At 62.6% G+C, this 15,211-nt stretch carries 17 protein-coding genes and 1 tRNA gene; 8 read left to right on the forward strand and 10 right to left on the reverse strand.

The features are described from left to right. Positions 1-42 precede the first annotated feature (42 nt). Positions 43-264: a hypothetical protein gene (locus IB279_RS00680; RefSeq protein ID WP_029742372.1), complete on the forward strand. Its 222-nt coding sequence runs from the start codon at positions 43-45 to the stop codon at positions 262-264. A 36-nt stretch (positions 265-300) separates the two neighbouring features. Here IB279_RS00680 and IB279_RS00685 read toward each other — a convergent pair whose 3' ends face one another. Together IB279_RS00685 and IB279_RS37045 are read right to left on the reverse strand one after the other, a co-directional pair. Further along, a complete protein-coding gene (locus IB279_RS00685) occupies positions 301-1,500 on the reverse strand; it encodes an MFS transporter (RefSeq protein WP_113186893.1) in 1,200 nt (399 codons plus the stop codon). Between the two features lie 13 nt (positions 1,501-1,513). Continuing rightward, on the reverse strand, positions 1,514-1,762 hold the full coding sequence (locus tag IB279_RS37045; RefSeq protein WP_246801834.1) for a DUF1127 domain-containing protein: 249 nt from the start codon (positions 1,760-1,762) through the stop codon (positions 1,514-1,516). A 140-nt stretch (positions 1,763-1,902) separates the two neighbouring features. Between IB279_RS37045 and IB279_RS00695 the strand changes: the two genes are divergently transcribed. After that, positions 1,903-3,408 (forward strand): winged helix-turn-helix domain-containing tetratricopeptide repeat protein, encoded by a 1,506-nt coding sequence (locus tag IB279_RS00695; protein ID WP_060519517.1) that lies wholly within the window; start codon positions 1,903-1,905, stop codon positions 3,406-3,408. 113 nt (positions 3,409-3,521) lie between these two features. Here the strand turns inward: IB279_RS00695 and fabI are convergent, their stop codons facing one another. Genes fabI through fabA form a run of 3 tightly spaced genes read right to left on the reverse strand, consistent with a single transcriptional unit; the run spans position 3,522 to position 6,119 of the window. Beyond that, positions 3,522-4,328, reverse strand: a complete 807-nt coding sequence (gene fabI / locus IB279_RS00700) for an enoyl-ACP reductase FabI (RefSeq protein ID WP_029742377.1) — start codon at positions 4,326-4,328, stop codon at positions 3,522-3,524. A gap of 4 nt (positions 4,329-4,332) precedes the next feature. Continuing rightward, complete coding sequence (fabB, locus tag IB279_RS00705) at positions 4,333-5,556, reverse strand: beta-ketoacyl-ACP synthase I (RefSeq protein ID WP_029742378.1); 1,224 nt, start codon at positions 5,554-5,556, stop codon at positions 4,333-4,335. Between the two features lie 47 nt (positions 5,557-5,603). Beyond that, positions 5,604-6,119 carry a 3-hydroxyacyl-[acyl-carrier-protein] dehydratase FabA gene (fabA, locus tag IB279_RS00710; protein ID WP_029742379.1) on the reverse strand — a complete coding sequence of 172 codons (516 nt, stop codon included), beginning with the start codon at positions 6,117-6,119 and terminating at the stop codon, positions 5,604-5,606. 321 nt (positions 6,120-6,440) lie between these two features. Here fabA and irrA point away from each other — a divergent pair, with 321 nt between their 5' ends. Next, positions 6,441-6,863 (forward strand): iron response transcriptional regulator IrrA, encoded by a 423-nt coding sequence (irrA, locus tag IB279_RS00715; protein WP_029742380.1) that lies wholly within the window; start codon positions 6,441-6,443, stop codon positions 6,861-6,863. 45 nt (positions 6,864-6,908) lie between these two features. On the opposite strand, the gene IB279_RS00720 is transcribed toward irrA, so the two are convergent. The 3 genes from IB279_RS00720 to IB279_RS00730 form a co-directional block, all read right to left on the reverse strand. Next, positions 6,909-7,334: a plastocyanin/azurin family copper-binding protein gene (locus IB279_RS00720; RefSeq protein WP_034804743.1), complete on the reverse strand. Its 426-nt coding sequence runs from the start codon at positions 7,332-7,334 to the stop codon at positions 6,909-6,911. A gap of 104 nt (positions 7,335-7,438) precedes the next feature. Then, entirely contained in the window at positions 7,439-8,074 is a 636-nt protein-coding gene (locus IB279_RS00725) for a trimeric intracellular cation channel family protein (protein WP_034804739.1), read from the reverse strand. 107 nt (positions 8,075-8,181) lie between these two features. Next, positions 8,182-8,967, reverse strand: coding sequence for a YdcF family protein (locus tag IB279_RS00730; RefSeq protein WP_113186892.1), 786 nt, complete (start codon positions 8,965-8,967; stop codon positions 8,182-8,184). Here IB279_RS00730 and IB279_RS00735 point away from each other — a divergent pair. Next, positions 8,936-9,466 (forward strand): hypothetical protein, encoded by a 531-nt coding sequence (locus IB279_RS00735; protein WP_162741092.1) that lies wholly within the window; start codon positions 8,936-8,938, stop codon positions 9,464-9,466. The two genes, IB279_RS00730 and IB279_RS00735, sit on opposite strands and share 32 nt — an antisense overlap. A gap of 32 nt (positions 9,467-9,498) precedes the next feature. Here the strand turns inward: IB279_RS00735 and IB279_RS00740 are convergent. Next, positions 9,499-9,574, reverse strand: a tRNA-Ala gene (locus tag IB279_RS00740). Positions 9,575-9,774: 200 nt separating this feature from the next. Next, positions 9,775-10,167 (reverse strand): TIGR02300 family protein, encoded by a 393-nt coding sequence (locus tag IB279_RS00745; protein ID WP_029742385.1) that lies wholly within the window; start codon positions 10,165-10,167, stop codon positions 9,775-9,777. 297 nt (positions 10,168-10,464) lie between these two features. Between IB279_RS00745 and aroA the strand changes: the two genes are divergently transcribed. The 4 genes from aroA to rpsA all read left to right on the forward strand — a co-directional run bounded on the left by aroA (position 10,465) and on the right by rpsA (position 15,150). Further along, entirely contained in the window at positions 10,465-11,811 is a 1,347-nt protein-coding gene (aroA, locus tag IB279_RS00750; protein ID WP_192338922.1) for a 3-phosphoshikimate 1-carboxyvinyltransferase, read from the forward strand. 23 nt (positions 11,812-11,834) lie between these two features. Then, positions 11,835-12,641 (forward strand): hypothetical protein, encoded by an 807-nt coding sequence (locus IB279_RS00755; RefSeq protein ID WP_192338924.1) that lies wholly within the window; start codon positions 11,835-11,837, stop codon positions 12,639-12,641. Then, positions 12,638-13,276, forward strand: coding sequence for a (d)CMP kinase (gene cmk, locus IB279_RS00760; protein WP_113186889.1), 639 nt, complete (start codon positions 12,638-12,640; stop codon positions 13,274-13,276). Before IB279_RS00755 ends, cmk begins: the two co-directional genes overlap by 4 nt. A gap of 167 nt (positions 13,277-13,443) precedes the next feature. Next, positions 13,444-15,150 carry a 30S ribosomal protein S1 gene (rpsA, locus tag IB279_RS00765; RefSeq protein WP_029742389.1) on the forward strand — a complete coding sequence of 569 codons (1,707 nt, stop codon included), beginning with the start codon at positions 13,444-13,446 and terminating at the stop codon, positions 15,148-15,150. Positions 15,151-15,211: the final 61 nt, after the last annotated feature.

Consider the following 15,211-nt stretch of genomic DNA (forward strand, 5'->3'; position numbering starts at 1 on the left):
GGCTCACCATGTGCCCGGTTTTACTGCCGGAGGATGAGTTCCATGACGTCGGGAGTGAACAGGCCGCCCTTGAGCGAGGATGCGGCCGAAGCTATTGCCAAGGACATCAAGCAGGGCGAGGGACATGGCGCGACATCCGAGGTGCCCATGTCGTTCTTGCAGAGCCTCTATCGCTCGCCGCTTGACCCGGCACGCCGGACCCATACGGGCTTCGTCGTGCTGGCGGTCATCGTGGCTCTGCTCGTGCTGTTCGTCCTGATTTGAGCTTGCCGGCAAAAGGCAGGCGGACCGGCGCGCGCCTCAGCCGCGCCTTCTCGCGACAACCAATAGCCCCGCAAGGACGGTGCAGAGCAGGCCGAGTGACAACGGCAACCCGTGGCGTCCCGTCACTTGCATGACAAGTCCCGTTGCTGGCGAGCCAACCATGCCGCCAAGGCCCCAGGCGAAGGCAAAGGTGGCGTTGCCGGCGATCAGGGTCAGGCCGCTGAACCGCTCGCCGAGCTGGATCAGCGACAGGGTATAGATCCCGAACGTCACCCCGCCCCAGACGAAAACAAGCGGCCAGATGAGCCAGCTTTCGAACAGCCATGGCAGCAGCAGGCAGCCGGCCAGGGAGGAAAGCACGCAGAACAGCATCGTCTGCCTCGATCCCCAGCGTTCGGAGAGGCGCCCGAGCAGGATCTGCAACGACGCGTTGCCGGCAATGAAGCCGGTGATGAGCGGCGCGACGCGCTCCTCATTGCTGCCAAGCGCTGCGCCATAGACCGCAAGCAGCGAAAGCAGGGTCTGCTCGAAGGCCGCAGCCGTTGCGACCGCAAACAGCAGCAAAGGCGCCAGCGCGAAAAACCCGGCGACGGACGTTGCTTCCCCATCCTGCGGCACCGCCGGCAGGCGCGACACGAGGGCAAGCAAGATCAGGCCGCAGGCGACAAAGGCCACGATGCCGATCAGGAACGGCGACCAGCCCGCCGTTCCGACCATCCCGAGCGACAGCGGCCCTATGGCGAAACCGGCTGAAACGACGGAGGAATAGAGACCCATGATGCGGCCCCGGCGGGACGCGGGCGTAATGGCCACCAGCCAGGTCTCGCTGATCACGGAAAGCGGATTGGCGAAGACGCCCAGCAGAAAGCGAAGCGGCATCCAGGCCCAGACATCGTCAGTCCACGCAATGGCGGCAAGCGTACTGGCGGCCAGCACCGAACAGAGGATCGCGAGCCGGGCACCGCCCAGCCGCCGCGAAAGCATCGGGATCAGAGGCGCCGACAGGATGAACCCCAGCGGCGTCATGGCCGCTGACAGGCCGATCAGGGCGGGTGCCGTCCGCTGCCGCTCCAGGATGAAGCTGAGCAGCGGATAGGTGAGCCCCTGCGCCACGGCAAAGACGGTAACGGTGGCGATGATACCCGCCATCGCCGCCCAGGGGGCCTGATCCTCGCGGAACGTCGTGATCACCTCGCCAAGGGTCGGCGCCGGTGGCGGTCGCTGGTCCGATGTCATTGCGCGGCTCACGTCAAAGCACTTGCCAGAAGGGCCTGGCGAGCTCCTCCTCGACTTGACGTCGCGTCAGGCCGATATCGTCGATCAGATGCGGATCGCCCTTGAGCTTTCGATCGAGCTCTAGGTGAAATTGGTTCCGTTCACGCCAGGCGGCGACCATCCGTTTCAGCGTCTCGACAGGGGAATGCGAACGCGTCGGGCTCCTCGGCGTCTCAGGCGCCGCGGCCTGAGGCGATGCAATGGGAAAGGGGGCGTTGTTCATGACAACCTCGCTATCGGCGTTGAGGGTCGGGGGGGACCCTCGATCTGAAGGAGGTTGGATTCTGCGGAATAGGATCGGCGCCGTACTTAAGCCCTTCCAAAAAGTTCTCAAAAACTTCCAAACGGGCTATAGATCGCCGCATGCAGGATACACGTTTTGCCTTTGGTCCGTTCGTGCTTGATCCGGGTGCGGGAACGCTCCTGCGGAACGATGATCCGGTTGCGGTCGGGCATCGCGGCGTGAAGCTGCTTGCGGCGCTCGTGGAAAGGCCGGGCGAAATCCTCGCCAAGACCGAGCTGATGGACGCGGCCTGGCCTGGTACGGCCGTCGAGGAAGGCAATCTCACCGTACAGATCGCACAGCTCAGGAAGCTGCTCGGCCGCGCTGCCGACGGCGGCGAGTGGATTTCAACGGTTCCGCGCATCGGCTACCGTTTCATGGGCAGTATCGAGCGGCTGGCAGGAGGGCGAAAGCCGCTGCCGTTGCCGGGCCGGCCTTCGATCGCGGTGCTGCCCTTCGTCAATCTCAGCAACGATCCCGATCAGGATTCCTTCGCGGACGGGCTGACGGAGGATCTGATCACCGATCTCTCCCGGAGCGGTGGTCTGTTCGTCATCGCCCGCAATTCCACCTTTGCCTACAAGGGCAGGGCGATGGATGTACGCGCGATCGCCGAAGACCTCGGCGTGCGCTACCTCCTGGAAGGAAGCGCAAGGCGCGCCTCCGGACGCGTACGCATCAACGCCCAGCTGGTCGATGCGCTGAGCGGAGAGCACCTCTGGGCAGAACGCTTCGACCGCAACCTGGAAGACATCTTTGCCGTTCAGGACGAGGTGACGGCCAAGATCGTCGAGGCGTTGCTCGGTCGGCTGCGCACCCCGCCGTCACGCAATCGCCCCAGGAGCCTCGAGGCCTATGATCTCTGCGTGCGGGCGCGCAAGCTGATCGACGATTCGCCGCAGACCGCCCGGGAAGCGCATCTGATGCTCACTCGCGCCGTTTCGCTCGACCCTGATTATGCCGAGGCCTATCGCTGGCTCGCCATGAACCACTGGATGGGCTGGGTGCACTGGGGCGAGCCGATCGTACCGACCCGCGGCATCGCCCTGGAATTGGCGCGCAAAGCCGTCGCGATCGATCCCAACGACGCCGGTTGCCGCTGGGTGCTGGCCAATCTGCTTGCCTATGAGCGCAACTTCGCCGAGGCCGACGCGGAATTTGCCAGGGCCATCGAGCTTGACCCGAACGAAGCCGACACCTGGGCGACATTGTCCGACATCACGATCCTGGCAGGCCGGGTCGAGGAAGGGCTGGAGCACATTCGCAAGGCATTCCGGCTGAACCCCTATCCGGCAAGCTGGTACTATCTGACACTCGGCCAGGCGCAGTATGCGGCCGGAGACTACGAAGCCGCGGTCGAGACGCTGCGCAAGGACGAGACCTACCGCACCAGCTCGCGTCGCTTCCTGGCGGCGAGCCTCGCGCAATTGGGGCGGTTCGACGAGGCACGCGCCGAGGTCGACCTGTTCCTCGTCGCCAACCCGCATTTCACGACCGGTTTCTGGGCGACGACCGAGCCGTTTCGTGACGCAGCGACGCTCGCGCACTTCGTGGACGGATTCCACAAGGCCGGCCTTCCGGACTGATGTTGTCTCGGGCCGTCGGGCCTTGCCGACCTCAAAAAAGAAACCCCGGCGAGGTGTCTCGCCGGGGTTTTCTATAGAAGCTGGGTCGTCAGTCAGCGGCTTTGCCGCTGCCGTCACTCTGCGTCGGCGGTCCTGAGCGCATCGAGTGCCGGCATCGACGTAATGTTGTAGCCGGAATCGACATAGTGGATTTCGCCGGTCACGCCGCGCGAAAGGTCCGAAAGAAGGTAGAGGGCCGAGCTGCCGACATCGTCGATCGTGACGGTGCGGCGCAGCGGCGAGTTCTTCTGCTGCCAGGACAGCATCGCCCGGGCGTCGGAAATGCCGGCGCCGGCAAGCGTGCGGATCGGGCCCGCCGAGATCGCGTTGACGCGAATGCCGCGAACGCCATAGTCGGCGGCGAGATAGCGCACCGACGCCTCGAGCGCTGCCTTGGCGACACCCATGACGTTGTAGTTCGGCATGACGCGCATCGAGCCGCCATAGGTGAGCGTCAGCATCGAGCCGCCCTCATCCATCAGTTCGGCAGCCCGCTTGGCGATCTCGGTGAAAGAGAAGCAGGAGATCACCATCGTGCGGCTGAAGTTGTCGCGCGAGGTGTCGGCGTAGAGGCCCTTCAGCTCGTTCTTGTCCGAAAAGCCGATGGCATGAACGATGAAGTCGAGCTTGCCCCAGCGTTCCTTGATCGCATCGATGACCGCATCGACAGACGCAATGTCTTCGACATCGCAAGGAAGCAGGAAGTCGGAACCGAGCTCGGCCGCCAGCGGCTTGACGCGCTTACCCAGAGCCTCGCCCTGAAAGGTGAAGGCCAGTTCCGCGCCTTGCGCTGCAAGCGCCTTGGAGATGCCCCAGGCAATAGAATGGTTGTTGGCCACACCCATGATGAGGCCACGCTTTCCAGTCATCAGTCCCGTCATGGTGTTATCCGTTGTAGCGCTGGAAGACGAGCGTTGCGTTGGTGCCGCCGAAGCCGAAGGAGTTCGAAAGAACCGTATCGATCTTGGCATTGTCGATGCGCTTGCGAACGATCGGAACGCCATCGAATTCCGGGTCGAGCTCGCTGATATGCGCGCTTTCGCCGATGAAGCCCGCCTGCATCATCAACAGGCCGTAGATCGATTCCTGCACGCCGGCCGCACCGAGCGAGTGACCCGTGAGCGACTTGGTCGACTGGATGTGCGGCATCTTGCTGCCGAACACTTCGCGGATCGCGCCGATTTCCTTGCTGTCGCCAACCGGGGTGGAGGTGCCGTGGGTGTTGATGTAGTCGACCTCGCCCTTCACGGTCGAGAGCGCCTGACGCATGCAGCGGATCGCGCCTTCGCCCGACGGAGCCACCATGTCGTAGCCGTCGGAGGTGGCGCCATAGCCGACGATTTCGGCGTAGATCTTCGCGCCGCGGGCCTTGGCGTGCTCCAGTTCTTCGAGAACGAGAACGCCTGCGCCACCGGCAATGACGAAGCCGTCGCGGTTGGCGTCATAGGCGCGCGAAGCCGTCGCCGGCGTTTCGTTGTACTTCGACGACATGGCGCCCATGGCGTCGAACAGGTTGGACATGGTCCAGTCGAGGTCTTCGTGACCGCCGGCAAACATCACGTCCTGTTTGCCCCACTGGATCATCTCGGCGGCGTTGCCGATGCAATGGGCCGAGGTCGAGCAGGCCGACGAGATCGAATAGTTGACGCCGTGGATCTGGAACCAGGTGGCAAGCGTCGCCGACGCCGTCGAAGACATCGCCTTGGGAACGGCGAACGGGCCGATGCGCTTCGGGCTGACGTTCTTGCGGGTGATGTCGGCCGCTTCAACGATGGTGCGGGTGGACGGTCCGCCCGAGCCCATGATGATGCCGGTACGCTCGTTGCGGGCGATGACGGCTTCTTCCAGACCGGAGTCGGCGATCGCCTGCTTCATCGCCACGTGGTTCCAGGCGCCGCCCTGAGACAGGAAGCGCATGGCACGGCGATCGACGAGTTCGGTCGGATCGAGCGACGGCGCGCCCCAGACCTGGCACTTGAAGCCATTCTCGGCGAAATCGGGAGAAAACGTGATGCCCGACTTGGCATCGCGCAACGACGCCGTAACTTCGTCTGCATTGTTCCCGATCGAGGAAACGATGCCGAGGCCCGTGACAACAACCCGTCTCATGGTACTGACCTTTTCTTTATTTCGTTGGCTGCGGAAAGGCCTGGATTTTACTCGGCCTTATCCTTCGACAGGCCGACGCGGAGGTCGGTTGCCTGATAGATAGTCTCGCCATCGGCTTTCAGCCAGCCGTCGGCCGTGCCGAGCACGAGTCGTCCGCGCATGACGCGCTTGAAGTCGATGCCGTACTCGAGAAGCTTGGTATGGGGACGCACCATGCCCTTGAACTTCACTTCGCCGGTGGAAAGCGCCATGCCGCGGCCGGGCTCGCCAAGCCAGCCGAGGTAAAAACCGGTCAGCTGCCACATGCCATCGAGGCCGAGGCAGCCGGGCATGATTGGGTTGCCCTGGAAGTGGCAGGGAAAATACCAGTCGTCCGGCCGCACGTCGTATTCGGCGCGCAGGTAACCCTTGTCGAAGGCGCCGCCGGTCTCGGAGATTTCGGTGATGCGGTGGACCATCAGCATCGGCGGCAGCGGCAGCTGGGCATTGCCGGGGCCAAACAACTCACCACGGCCGCAGGCCAGGATTTCCTCATAGCTGAAGCTGGATTGTCTGGTCGTCATGAATAGATGTTTCCCCGCGTAACAAATTGTGTTGTCCGACCTGCTTTAGAGCAAGTTCGGCTTGAAATGAAGCGTGGCGACCCGGATCTTGCGGTTTTCCGTCCGGTCTCCATCGCTTCTGATGGCGATTTCACTCCGCCGTCGCTTACAGGATCAATGTGGGCGCGACCAGAGTTAATTGCCAGCATTCCCCGAGTTTGACCGGTTTTTCGGGCTTTGCAACGCCTGTCAGGGCTGGAATCTATTGAAAGGCGAGGACGTAAAAGTTATATCGCGGAGGAAGTATTGTGAATTTCGCCGGGATACATGGAACGACCCTTGATGACGAAAGCAACAGAAGTGAGTTCGGAAGAAAGGCTACGCCACTCAGGCCTGCGTCCGACCCGTCAACGCGTTGCCCTCGCCGATCTGATCTTTGCCAAGGGTGATCGCCACCTGACCGTCGAAGAACTGCACGAAGAGGCCGTCATGGCCGGCGTGCCGGTGTCGCTGGCGACCGTCTACAACACGCTGCACCAGTTTACCGAAGCCGGCATGATCCGCGTGCTGGCGGTGGAAAGCGCCAAGACCTATTTCGACACCAACGTGTCGGACCATCATCACTTCTTCGTCGAGGGCCAGAACGAGGTTCTCGATATTCCGGTCAGTAACATCCACATCGACAACCTGCCGGAACCGCCCGAGGGCATGGAGATCGCCCATGTCGACGTGGTCATTCGTCTGCGCCGTAAAAACGACCGCTGATCCGGCGGCCACCGTCATGGTGGCCGCGATGGCGATCGATCGCCGCTATTCCGTCACCGTCAGATTGGCGCGCATGCCGGCCTCGTAGTGTCCTTTGATGTTGCAAAGGAGCACGTAGCTGCCCGGCGCGAGCTTGGCTTTCAGCTGGCCGTCGGCTCCGGGCTTCAGCTCGGAAACCTCGCCGAGGCTCTTGAGCTGCTTTTCGTCGACCCGATGCTTGGCCGCGATGAGATTGATCTTCTGGTCGGCTGATTTCAGCTTCACCAGCACCATCTCGTGCTCTTCCGTCATGGCGTCGTTGTGCACCAGGAAGACAGTCTCTCCGGCCTTTATCGTCGACTGGTCGAGTGTCAGTGTCATCGGGCCGCCCGCTTCACCACCTTCGACGACCTTGACGGTCGTGGCGGCAAATGCCGGCGAGGCCATGCAAAGAAGGGCGAGTGCGGCAAGCTTGTTGCTGAAGAAACGCATGCGGTATCCCTTTCGCTGAAGCCGCCCGGGTGGCGGCCGACACCGCATCAACTACGATACCGGCGCTGTCCGCCGCCTGTCATAGGCACGCACGTGCGAAAGGCTCACATCACGTCGTCCGGATCGCGGCCCGGCAGCGCCTTGCCGGTCGGCAGCGTCCATCCGAACTTGAGCGCACCGGCACGCACGGCAAAGGCCGAGGCCACGCCGAGCGTTGAGGCGGCCACAAGTGGTAGTCCCGCCATCGTCGCCAGCACGTAGGCACTGGCACCGATCAGCGCTGCAGTCACATAGACTTCCGGCCGCAGCAGCACCGAGGGTTCTCCGGCCAGCAGATCGCGAAGCACGCCGCCGAACGTCGCCGTCAGCATGCCGGTAACGAGCGCGACGCTCGGCGACCCCGTCGCTGCATAGCCTTTCGCCGCACCCATCACGCAATAGGCCGACAGCCCGATCGCATCGAGCCAGACGAGGACCCGGTAGCGGGAATCGAAGAGATGGGCGGTGAAGAACAGGAGAACGGCGACCGTCGCGCAGACCAGAAGATAGGTCGGATTGGTGACCCAGAAGACGGGCGTTGCGCCGAGCACGACGTCACGCATCGTGCCGCCGCCGATGCCGGTGACCGAGGCCAGGAACAGATAGCCGATGATGTCGAGTTGCTTGCGCGAGGCCGACAGCGCCCCGGTTGCGGCAAACACGGCCACACCGGCATAGTCGAGGATTTCGAGGATCGGCATGGGCGCTCCGTTTCAGCCCGATTGGCTCCCGCAGATCATTAGCGCACCGTCGGGATGAAGTCAGGAGGCGCGCTGCCATTTGCTGCACTGGGGCGTGTCATGGTCGTCTAGCGCGGCAGCACCGTCTGAGTGCGGCCGAGCAGGTAATAGGCGACGAGCCCGGTCCATTCCTTGGCGGCCGTCGTTGTCAGCTGCGCGTTCAGTGAGGGCTGGGTGAAATCGAAGCCAAGCCGCACCTTGCCGCTGGTGCGGTAGTCGGTCGGCAAGGGTAGGACGTCGATGTCGTTGGCGCGGAACAGACCGACGGAGCGCGGCATGTGATACGCCGAGGTGACGAGCGCACATTGCGTCAGCCCGTTTGCCGCCAGAAGATCCTTGGTGTAGCGCGCGTTCTCGAAGGTGGTGCGCGAATCTTCCTCGCGGATCACCCGATCGGCCGCAATGCCGAAGATGTCGAAGAACGCCTTCGAGGCCAGCGCATCGCCCTCGTAGGCGCCGCTGATCGAGCCATCGCCGCCGGAGACGAGGATTCGTGCTTCGGGATAGCGCTTGGCGAGGCTCGCTGTCTCGATGAAGCGGTCTGCTGCCTGGTTGAGCTCCGTGCCGCCGCGGCTTGCCATGACTTCGTTTTCGAAGGCGCCGCCGAGCACAATGATGCAGGAAAGCGCTGTCGGCGGCGTCGGGCGCACAAATCGATCCTCAAGCGCTTGCAGGGCATAGGGGCCAGCGGTGGTGAACAGGCTGACGAAAAGAACCAGCGCGCCCAGGCTGCCGAGAACGGCGCCGATGCGTCGCCAGCCGATGGCCGTCGCAAGCAGCCCGACGATGACGGCGAGCAGCGAGAACGACAGCGGCTGCACAATGAGCCAGAAGATTTTCGAGATCAGAAACATGGCACCAGCTTCTGCGTTCCGCTGCTTAACAAATCATGAATGCATGGCGCGCGGCCGGGTGTTGCGCGCGAAACGGCTGTTCGCGTTCGCGCAAGGTAACGCATGCATCATGTTCATCCGAACGTTGCGTGGGCGGCCCCGGCCACCACTTTCATTTGAAGCCGAAAGGAGTATCATCCGCGAGATGACCACGATAGCCGGCTTCCGATCGCAGCTGTTTCGTGCCGCCAACGAGGTCCATGACCTCACCCCGGTGCAGGCACAGCGTTTGCTTGAAGGCGCAGTGGCGCTGATCCGCTGCATGCGCGAGCAGACGGGCATGGAACCCAACACCGAAGCGCCGGACGTGACCAACATCCTGCTGGACATTGCCGGGTCCATACCCAAACGGTCCGAGCGCGAAATCCGCAATGCTCTGCTCGAATCCGCCGACATCATCCGGTTGCTGACGATGATCCTGGATTCGCTGGACGAAATGGCCGCGAACGAAGGTCCCTGAGGACTGGGTACTGATCAATCGAAGGAAGGTTTTGGTGGAGCTAAGCGGGATCGAACCGCTGACCTCTTGCATGCCATGCAAGCGCTCTCCCAGCTGAGCTATAGCCCCATATCGGGTTCCGGCTAGGCCGGTCCGGGAAGTTCGTCGAGCTGTTGTGCTCGGCGAGTGGCGGCTTATTACTTCCCCTTTTTGAGGATGGCAAGCCGAAAAATGCGTGGCCTGTGGATTTATTTTTTGTCCGGGCCGTTTTTCTCCCGTCCGGGCCACTTTGGCCGAGGACGGGAGCATTTCTTTGTCATTTGAAGCGCTTAGACGTCTTCTTCGTCGTCCGACACGCCGATGAGGTCGCTCATGTCGTCGTCATCGTCTTCGTCGTCGGTCTGCAGGAAGGTGTCGTCATCGTCGTCGCCGTCGATTTCGACGTCGTCGTCGCCGAGATCCGGCAGGTCGTCGCCGCCCGCTGCCTCATCATCGGCATCCTCGAGCGAAACGAGTTCGACTTCGGTGTTCTCTGCGTCGACTTCCGTTACCTCTTCTTCTTCTTCCTTCTCGAGCACCTTGGCGACCGAGGTTTCTTCGAAGAAGGACAGCGGATAGGACTTGCCGGTGTAAGGCGAAACGATCGGATCACTGTTCAGATCGTAGAATTTGCGCCCCGTTTCCGGGTCGATGCGCTTTGTTCCAAGTTCCGGTTTTGCCACAGTCAAAGCCTCTTGAATGGCCGGCCGAGCCGGCGCTTGCCGGAAAGCCGGCGGGTGGAAAGGGTATCAAGCTTATGATGATTAGCCGGTCCCCATAATCGTCTTGGCCGCATCTGTCAAAGACAAATCGCCAAAGCCCCGGCGTTGCTGGCTTTCCGGCTCTTGCGCGCCCCTTGCGGCGCTCCTCGAGCGGCCGCAATTTATGGAAACACGCAGCGAGGGTGTGATAGGAGTGCCGCGGTGCGGGCGCGGTTGTGCCCTTCGGTAAGAACGCCCTTTCGGGCCAGAGGATGCCGCATGTCTCATGGATCGGGCCCGAGACCCGCCACTGCCCGAAAGTCCGCCGATCTGCGCGGCTCGATCCGCATCCCCGGCGACAAGTCGATCTCGCACCGGGCGCTGATGCTGGGCGGGCTTGCTAGCGGCGAGACGCGCATTACCGGCCTGCTACAAGGCGCGGACGTGCTGGCCACCGGCCGCGCGATGCGGGCGATGGGGGCCCGCATTCGTAAGGAGGCCGATACCTTTATCGTCGATGGTGTCGGCAACGGTGCACTGCTTGCGCCGGAAGCGCCGCTCGATTTCGGCAATGCTGGCACAGGCTGCCGTCTGGCGATAGGGTTGGCGGGCGTCTACGACTTCGAAACGACATTCCTTGGCGATGCTTCGCTCAGCCGCCGGCCGATGGCGCGGGTTCTCGAGCCCTTGCGCGAAATGGGCGCGCAGGTGAGGGCCGCCGCAGGCGATCGCCTGCCTGTGACCCTACGCGGACCGAAGACGCCTGCCCCGATCACCTATCGCGTGCCCGTCGCCTCCGCACAGGTGAAGTCGGCGGTGCTGCTTGCCGGTCTCAACGCGCCCGGCATCACCACTGTCATCGAACCGGTCATGACGCGCGATCATACGGAACGGATGCTGGAGGCATTTGGCGCCGCGCTCTCTGTCGAGACCGACGTCAGCGGCGTCCGTACGATCCGCCTTGATGGTCGCGGCAAGCTTACCGGCCAGGAGATCGACGTGCCCGGCGATCCCTCGTCCGCGGCTTTCCCGCTGGTCGCAGCCCTGATCGTCCCAGGCTCCGACATCACGATCACCAACGTTCTGATGAACCCGACGCGCACGGGCCTGATCCTGACGCTTAAGGAGATGGGAGGGGATATCGAGGTGATCGGCAGCAGGCAGGTTGGCGGGGAGGACGTGGCGGATCTGCGCGTACGGCACTCGGAACTCAGCGGTGTCACCGTTCCCGAAGAGCGCGCCGCCTCGATGATCGACGAGTACCCGGCTCTCGCCATCGCCGCCGCCTTCGCCGAGGGGAATACCGTCATGGCCGGGCTCGACGAACTGCGTGTGAAGGAGTCCGATCGCCTCGCCGCCATCGCCGCGGGCCTGAAGCGCAATGGCGTCGATTGCGAGGAGGGCGCCTCGTCGCTGGTCGTGCGCGGCCGTCGCGACGGTAAGGGGCTCGGAAGCGCTGCCGGCGCGACCGTAAACACCCATCTCGATCACCGCATCGCCATGAGCTTCCTTATTTTCGGGCTTGCATCCGAACATCCGGTCACCGTCGACGACGTGTCGATGGTCGCGACAAGCTTTCCTGAATTCATGCACCTCATGACCAGCCTCGGCGCGAGGATCGCGTGAGACCCACGATTCCGGCGGTAACAATGAGATGGCTGCTGACACTCGCGGTCGTGGTTCTTCTGACGTTGCTGACGCAGGTCGGCGGCGCCGTCTGGATCGTCATTCTTGGGCTCCTGCGTCGAAGGAGAGCCGGCGTTGCCGTATTTCTGGCGCTCTTTCTCGGCCTCTATGCGGCAGGGACCGCGCTCAGCTATGCCATTGCGCCGATCTTCGGCCGCGTTCCTCTGCCCTGTTTCGACGACGGCACGTCGCGGCTGAAAATGCAGTCGCCGCTCTTCTGTGTCCTGAACCGCCAATATGTCGTTCCGGAACTGAAGGAAGCGGCCGCTGCCCTGTCACGCCATGTGGATCAGGTATTCCCCGGAACGACCACCTTGGCGCTCGACGCCAACTTTCCGTTCTTCGACGGTTTTCCGCTCTTCCCGCATTTGTCCCATTCGGACGGTCGGAAGCTCGATGTCGCGTTCTTCTATCAGGATGCCGAGGGCGATTATAAGGATGAGGCGACCCGCTCGCCGATCGGCTATTTTGCCTTCGAGCAGCCGCGACCGGACAGCATTCTCCCATGCCGGGATCGCGAAGACCTCTTGACCTTGCGCTGGGACTTGGACTTCTTGCAATCGCTGTGGCAGCCCTTGCCGCTGGAAGAAGGCCGGACCGCAGAGGCGCTCCGTTGGCTCTCGGCCGAGGGGAGCGGTTTCGGCATCGAGAAGATTTTCGTGGAGCCGCATCTGGCGCAGAGACTTGGCGTCGAAGCGGAGTCCATTCGGTTTCAGGGTTGCCGGGCCGCCAGGCACGACGACCATATACATATGCAGGTTGGAAAATGACGTTCACCATCGCTATCGACGGACCGGCCGCAGCCGGCAAGGGCACGCTCTCGCGCCGCATCGCCGAGGAATATGGCTTCCATCATCTCGATACCGGCCTCACCTACCGCGCCACCGCCAAGGCGCTGCTCGATGGCGGCTTGCCGCTCGACGACGAGGCGGTCGCCGAGAAGGTGGCGCGCGAGGTTGAACTGGCCGGGCTCGCTCGCTCGGTGCTTTCTGCCCACGCGATCGGCGAGGCCGCCTCGAAGATCGCGGTCATGCCGGCCGTGCGCCGGGCGCTGGTCGAGGCGCAGCGGGCTTTTTCGCTGCGCGAGCCCGGCACGGTGCTCGACGGCCGCGACATCGGCACGGTCGTATGCCCGGATGCGCCGGTGAAGCTCTATGTCACAGCATCGCCGGAAGTGCGGGCGAAGCGCCGCTATGACGAGATCATCGGCAATGGTCAGCCGGCCGACTACCAGGCGATTTTCGAGGATGTGAAGAAGCGCGACGAGCGTGATATGGGCCGCGCCGACAGTCCTTTGCGCCCGGCCGACGACGCGCACTTGCTTGATACGTCTGAAATGAGTATAGAGGCGGCGTTTCAGGCCGCGAAGTCTTTGATCGATGCGGCCCTGATCAAGAAGATCTGAAGAAGAGCCCATCCCCGACACTGTCAGGATCGCTCTTCTTGCATAAGCCTGAAATTCCGTCCACGCGCCGGATTGTCCCTTCGATGGGGCGGACTGGGTTCAGGCCTGTTCAACACCAGCCCCCGGCGCATATGCGTCTCCTCCGTGAGATGCATGCAGGAGATTCCATGTCTGCTACCAACCCAACCCGTGACGATTTCGCAGCGCTTCTCGAAGAATCCTTCGCGAAGACCGATCTCGCCGAAGGCTATGTTGCCAAGGGCATTGTCACGGCCATCGAAAAGGACGTCGCCGTTGTCGACGTCGGTCTGAAGGTCGAAGGCCGCATCGCTCTGAAGGAATTCGGCGCGAAGGCGAAGGACGGCTCGCTCAAGGTCGGCGACGAAGTCGAAGTCTACGTTGAGCGCATCGAAAACGCGCTCGGCGAAGCTGTTCTGTCGCGCGAAAAGGCTCGCCGCGAAGAAAGCTGGATGCGCCTGGAAGTGAAGTTCGAAGCCGGCGAACGCGTCGAAGGCATCATCTTCAACCAGGTCAAGGGTGGCTTCACCGTCGATCTCGACGGCGCCGTTGCCTTCCTTCCGCGCTCGCAGGTCGACATCCGTCCGATCCGCGACGTCACCCCGCTGATGCACAACCCGCAGCCCTTCGAAATCCTCAAGATGGACAAGCGCCGCGGCAACATCGTCGTATCGCGTCGTACGGTTCTCGAAGAGTCCCGCGCCGAGCAGCGTTCTGAAATCGTTCAGAACCTTGAAGAAGGCCAGGTTGTCGAAGGCGTCGTCAAGAACATCACCGACTACGGTGCGTTCGTCGACCTCGGCGGCATCGACGGTCTGCTCCATGTCACCGACATGGCATGGCGCCGCGTGAACCATCCGTCGGAGATCCTGAACATCGGCCAGCAGGTCAAGGTCCAGATCATCCGCATCAACCAGGAAACCCACCGCATCTCGCTCGGCATGAAGCAGCTCGAGTCGGATCCGTGGGATGGCATCGGTGCGAAGTACCCGGTCGGCAAGAAGATCTCCGGTACCGTCACGAACATCACCGACTACGGTGCGTTCGTCGAGCTGGAGCCGGGCATCGAAGGCCTGATCCACATCTCCGAAATGTCCTGGACCAAGAAGAACGTACACCCCGGCAAGATCCTGTCCACGAGCCAGGAAGTCGACGTTGTCGTTCTCGAAGTCGATCCGACCAAGCGTCGTATCTCGCTCGGCCTCAAGCAGACGCTCGAGAACCCGTGGCAGGCATTCGCGCATAGCCATCCGGCTGGCACCGAAGTCGAAGGCGAAGTCAAGAACAAGACCGAGTTCGGCCTGTTCATCGGCCTCGACGGCGACGTTGACGGCATGGTTCACCTTTCCGACCTCGACTGGAACCGTCCGGGCGAGCAGGTCATCGAAGAGTTCAACAAGGGCGACGTCGTTCGCGCTGTTGTTCTCGACGTCGACGTCGAGAAGGAGCGCATCTCGCTCGGCATCAAGCAGCTCGGCAAGGATGCAGTCGGCGACGCCGCTGCTTCGGGCGAACTGCGCAAGAACGCCGTTGTTTCGGCCGAGATCATCGCGATCAACGATGGCGGCATCGAAGTGAAGCTCGTCAACCACGAAGACATCACCTCGTTCATCCGCCGCGCTGACCTGTCGCGTGATCGTGACGAACAGCGTCCGGAGCGTTTCTCGGTTGGTCAGGTTGTCGACGCTCGCGTCACCAACTTCTCCAAGAAGGACCGCAAGATCCAGCTGTCGATCAAGGCTCTGGAAATCGCTGAAGAGAAGGAAGCCGTTGCTCAGTTCGGTTCGTCCGACTCGGGCGCTTCGCTCGGCGACATCCTCGGCGCCGCTCTGAAGAACCGCCAGAACAACGAGTAATCGTTGCCTGACGTTTGAATTGGAAAACCCGCGGAGAGCGATCTCCGCGGGTTTTTCTTTC

The sequence above is a fragment of the Ensifer sp. ENS06 genome (assembly GCF_014852205.1).
GTDB classification, from domain to species: domain Bacteria; phylum Pseudomonadota; class Alphaproteobacteria; order Rhizobiales; family Rhizobiaceae; genus Ensifer; species Ensifer adhaerens.

Bases quoted from the DNA above. Each gene is read 5' to 3' on its own strand.
- IB279_RS00680 (WP_029742372.1), top strand. From the start codon at position 43: ATGACGTCGGGAGTGAACAGGCCGCCCTTGAGCGAGGATGCGGCCGAA.
- IB279_RS00685 (WP_113186893.1), bottom strand. From the start codon at position 1,500: ATGACATCGGACCAGCGACCGCCACCGGCGCCGACCCTTGGCGAGGTG.
- IB279_RS37045 (WP_246801834.1), bottom strand. From the start codon at position 1,762: ATGAACAACGCCCCCTTTCCCATTGCATCGCCTCAGGCCGCGGCGCCT.
- IB279_RS00695 (WP_060519517.1), top strand. From the start codon at position 1,903: ATGCAGGATACACGTTTTGCCTTTGGTCCGTTCGTGCTTGATCCGGGT.
- fabI (WP_029742377.1), bottom strand. From the start codon at position 4,328: ATGACGGGACTGATGACTGGAAAGCGTGGCCTCATCATGGGTGTGGCC.
- fabB (WP_029742378.1), bottom strand. From the start codon at position 5,556: ATGAGACGGGTTGTTGTCACGGGCCTCGGCATCGTTTCCTCGATCGGG.
- fabA (WP_029742379.1), bottom strand. From the start codon at position 6,119: ATGACGACCAGACAATCCAGCTTCAGCTATGAGGAAATCCTGGCCTGC.
- irrA (WP_029742380.1), top strand. From the start codon at position 6,441: ATGACGAAAGCAACAGAAGTGAGTTCGGAAGAAAGGCTACGCCACTCA.
- IB279_RS00720 (WP_034804743.1), bottom strand. From the start codon at position 7,334: ATGCGTTTCTTCAGCAACAAGCTTGCCGCACTCGCCCTTCTTTGCATG.
- IB279_RS00725 (WP_034804739.1), bottom strand. From the start codon at position 8,074: ATGCCGATCCTCGAAATCCTCGACTATGCCGGTGTGGCCGTGTTTGCC.
- IB279_RS00735 (WP_162741092.1), top strand. From the start codon at position 8,936: ATGAGCCAGAAGATTTTCGAGATCAGAAACATGGCACCAGCTTCTGCG.
- IB279_RS00730 (WP_113186892.1), bottom strand. From the start codon at position 8,967: ATGTTTCTGATCTCGAAAATCTTCTGGCTCATTGTGCAGCCGCTGTCG.
- aroA (WP_192338922.1), top strand. From the start codon at position 10,465: ATGTCTCATGGATCGGGCCCGAGACCCGCCACTGCCCGAAAGTCCGCC.
- IB279_RS00755 (WP_192338924.1), top strand. From the start codon at position 11,835: ATGAGATGGCTGCTGACACTCGCGGTCGTGGTTCTTCTGACGTTGCTG.
- cmk (WP_113186889.1), top strand. From the start codon at position 12,638: ATGACGTTCACCATCGCTATCGACGGACCGGCCGCAGCCGGCAAGGGC.
- rpsA (WP_029742389.1), top strand. From the start codon at position 13,444: ATGTCTGCTACCAACCCAACCCGTGACGATTTCGCAGCGCTTCTCGAA.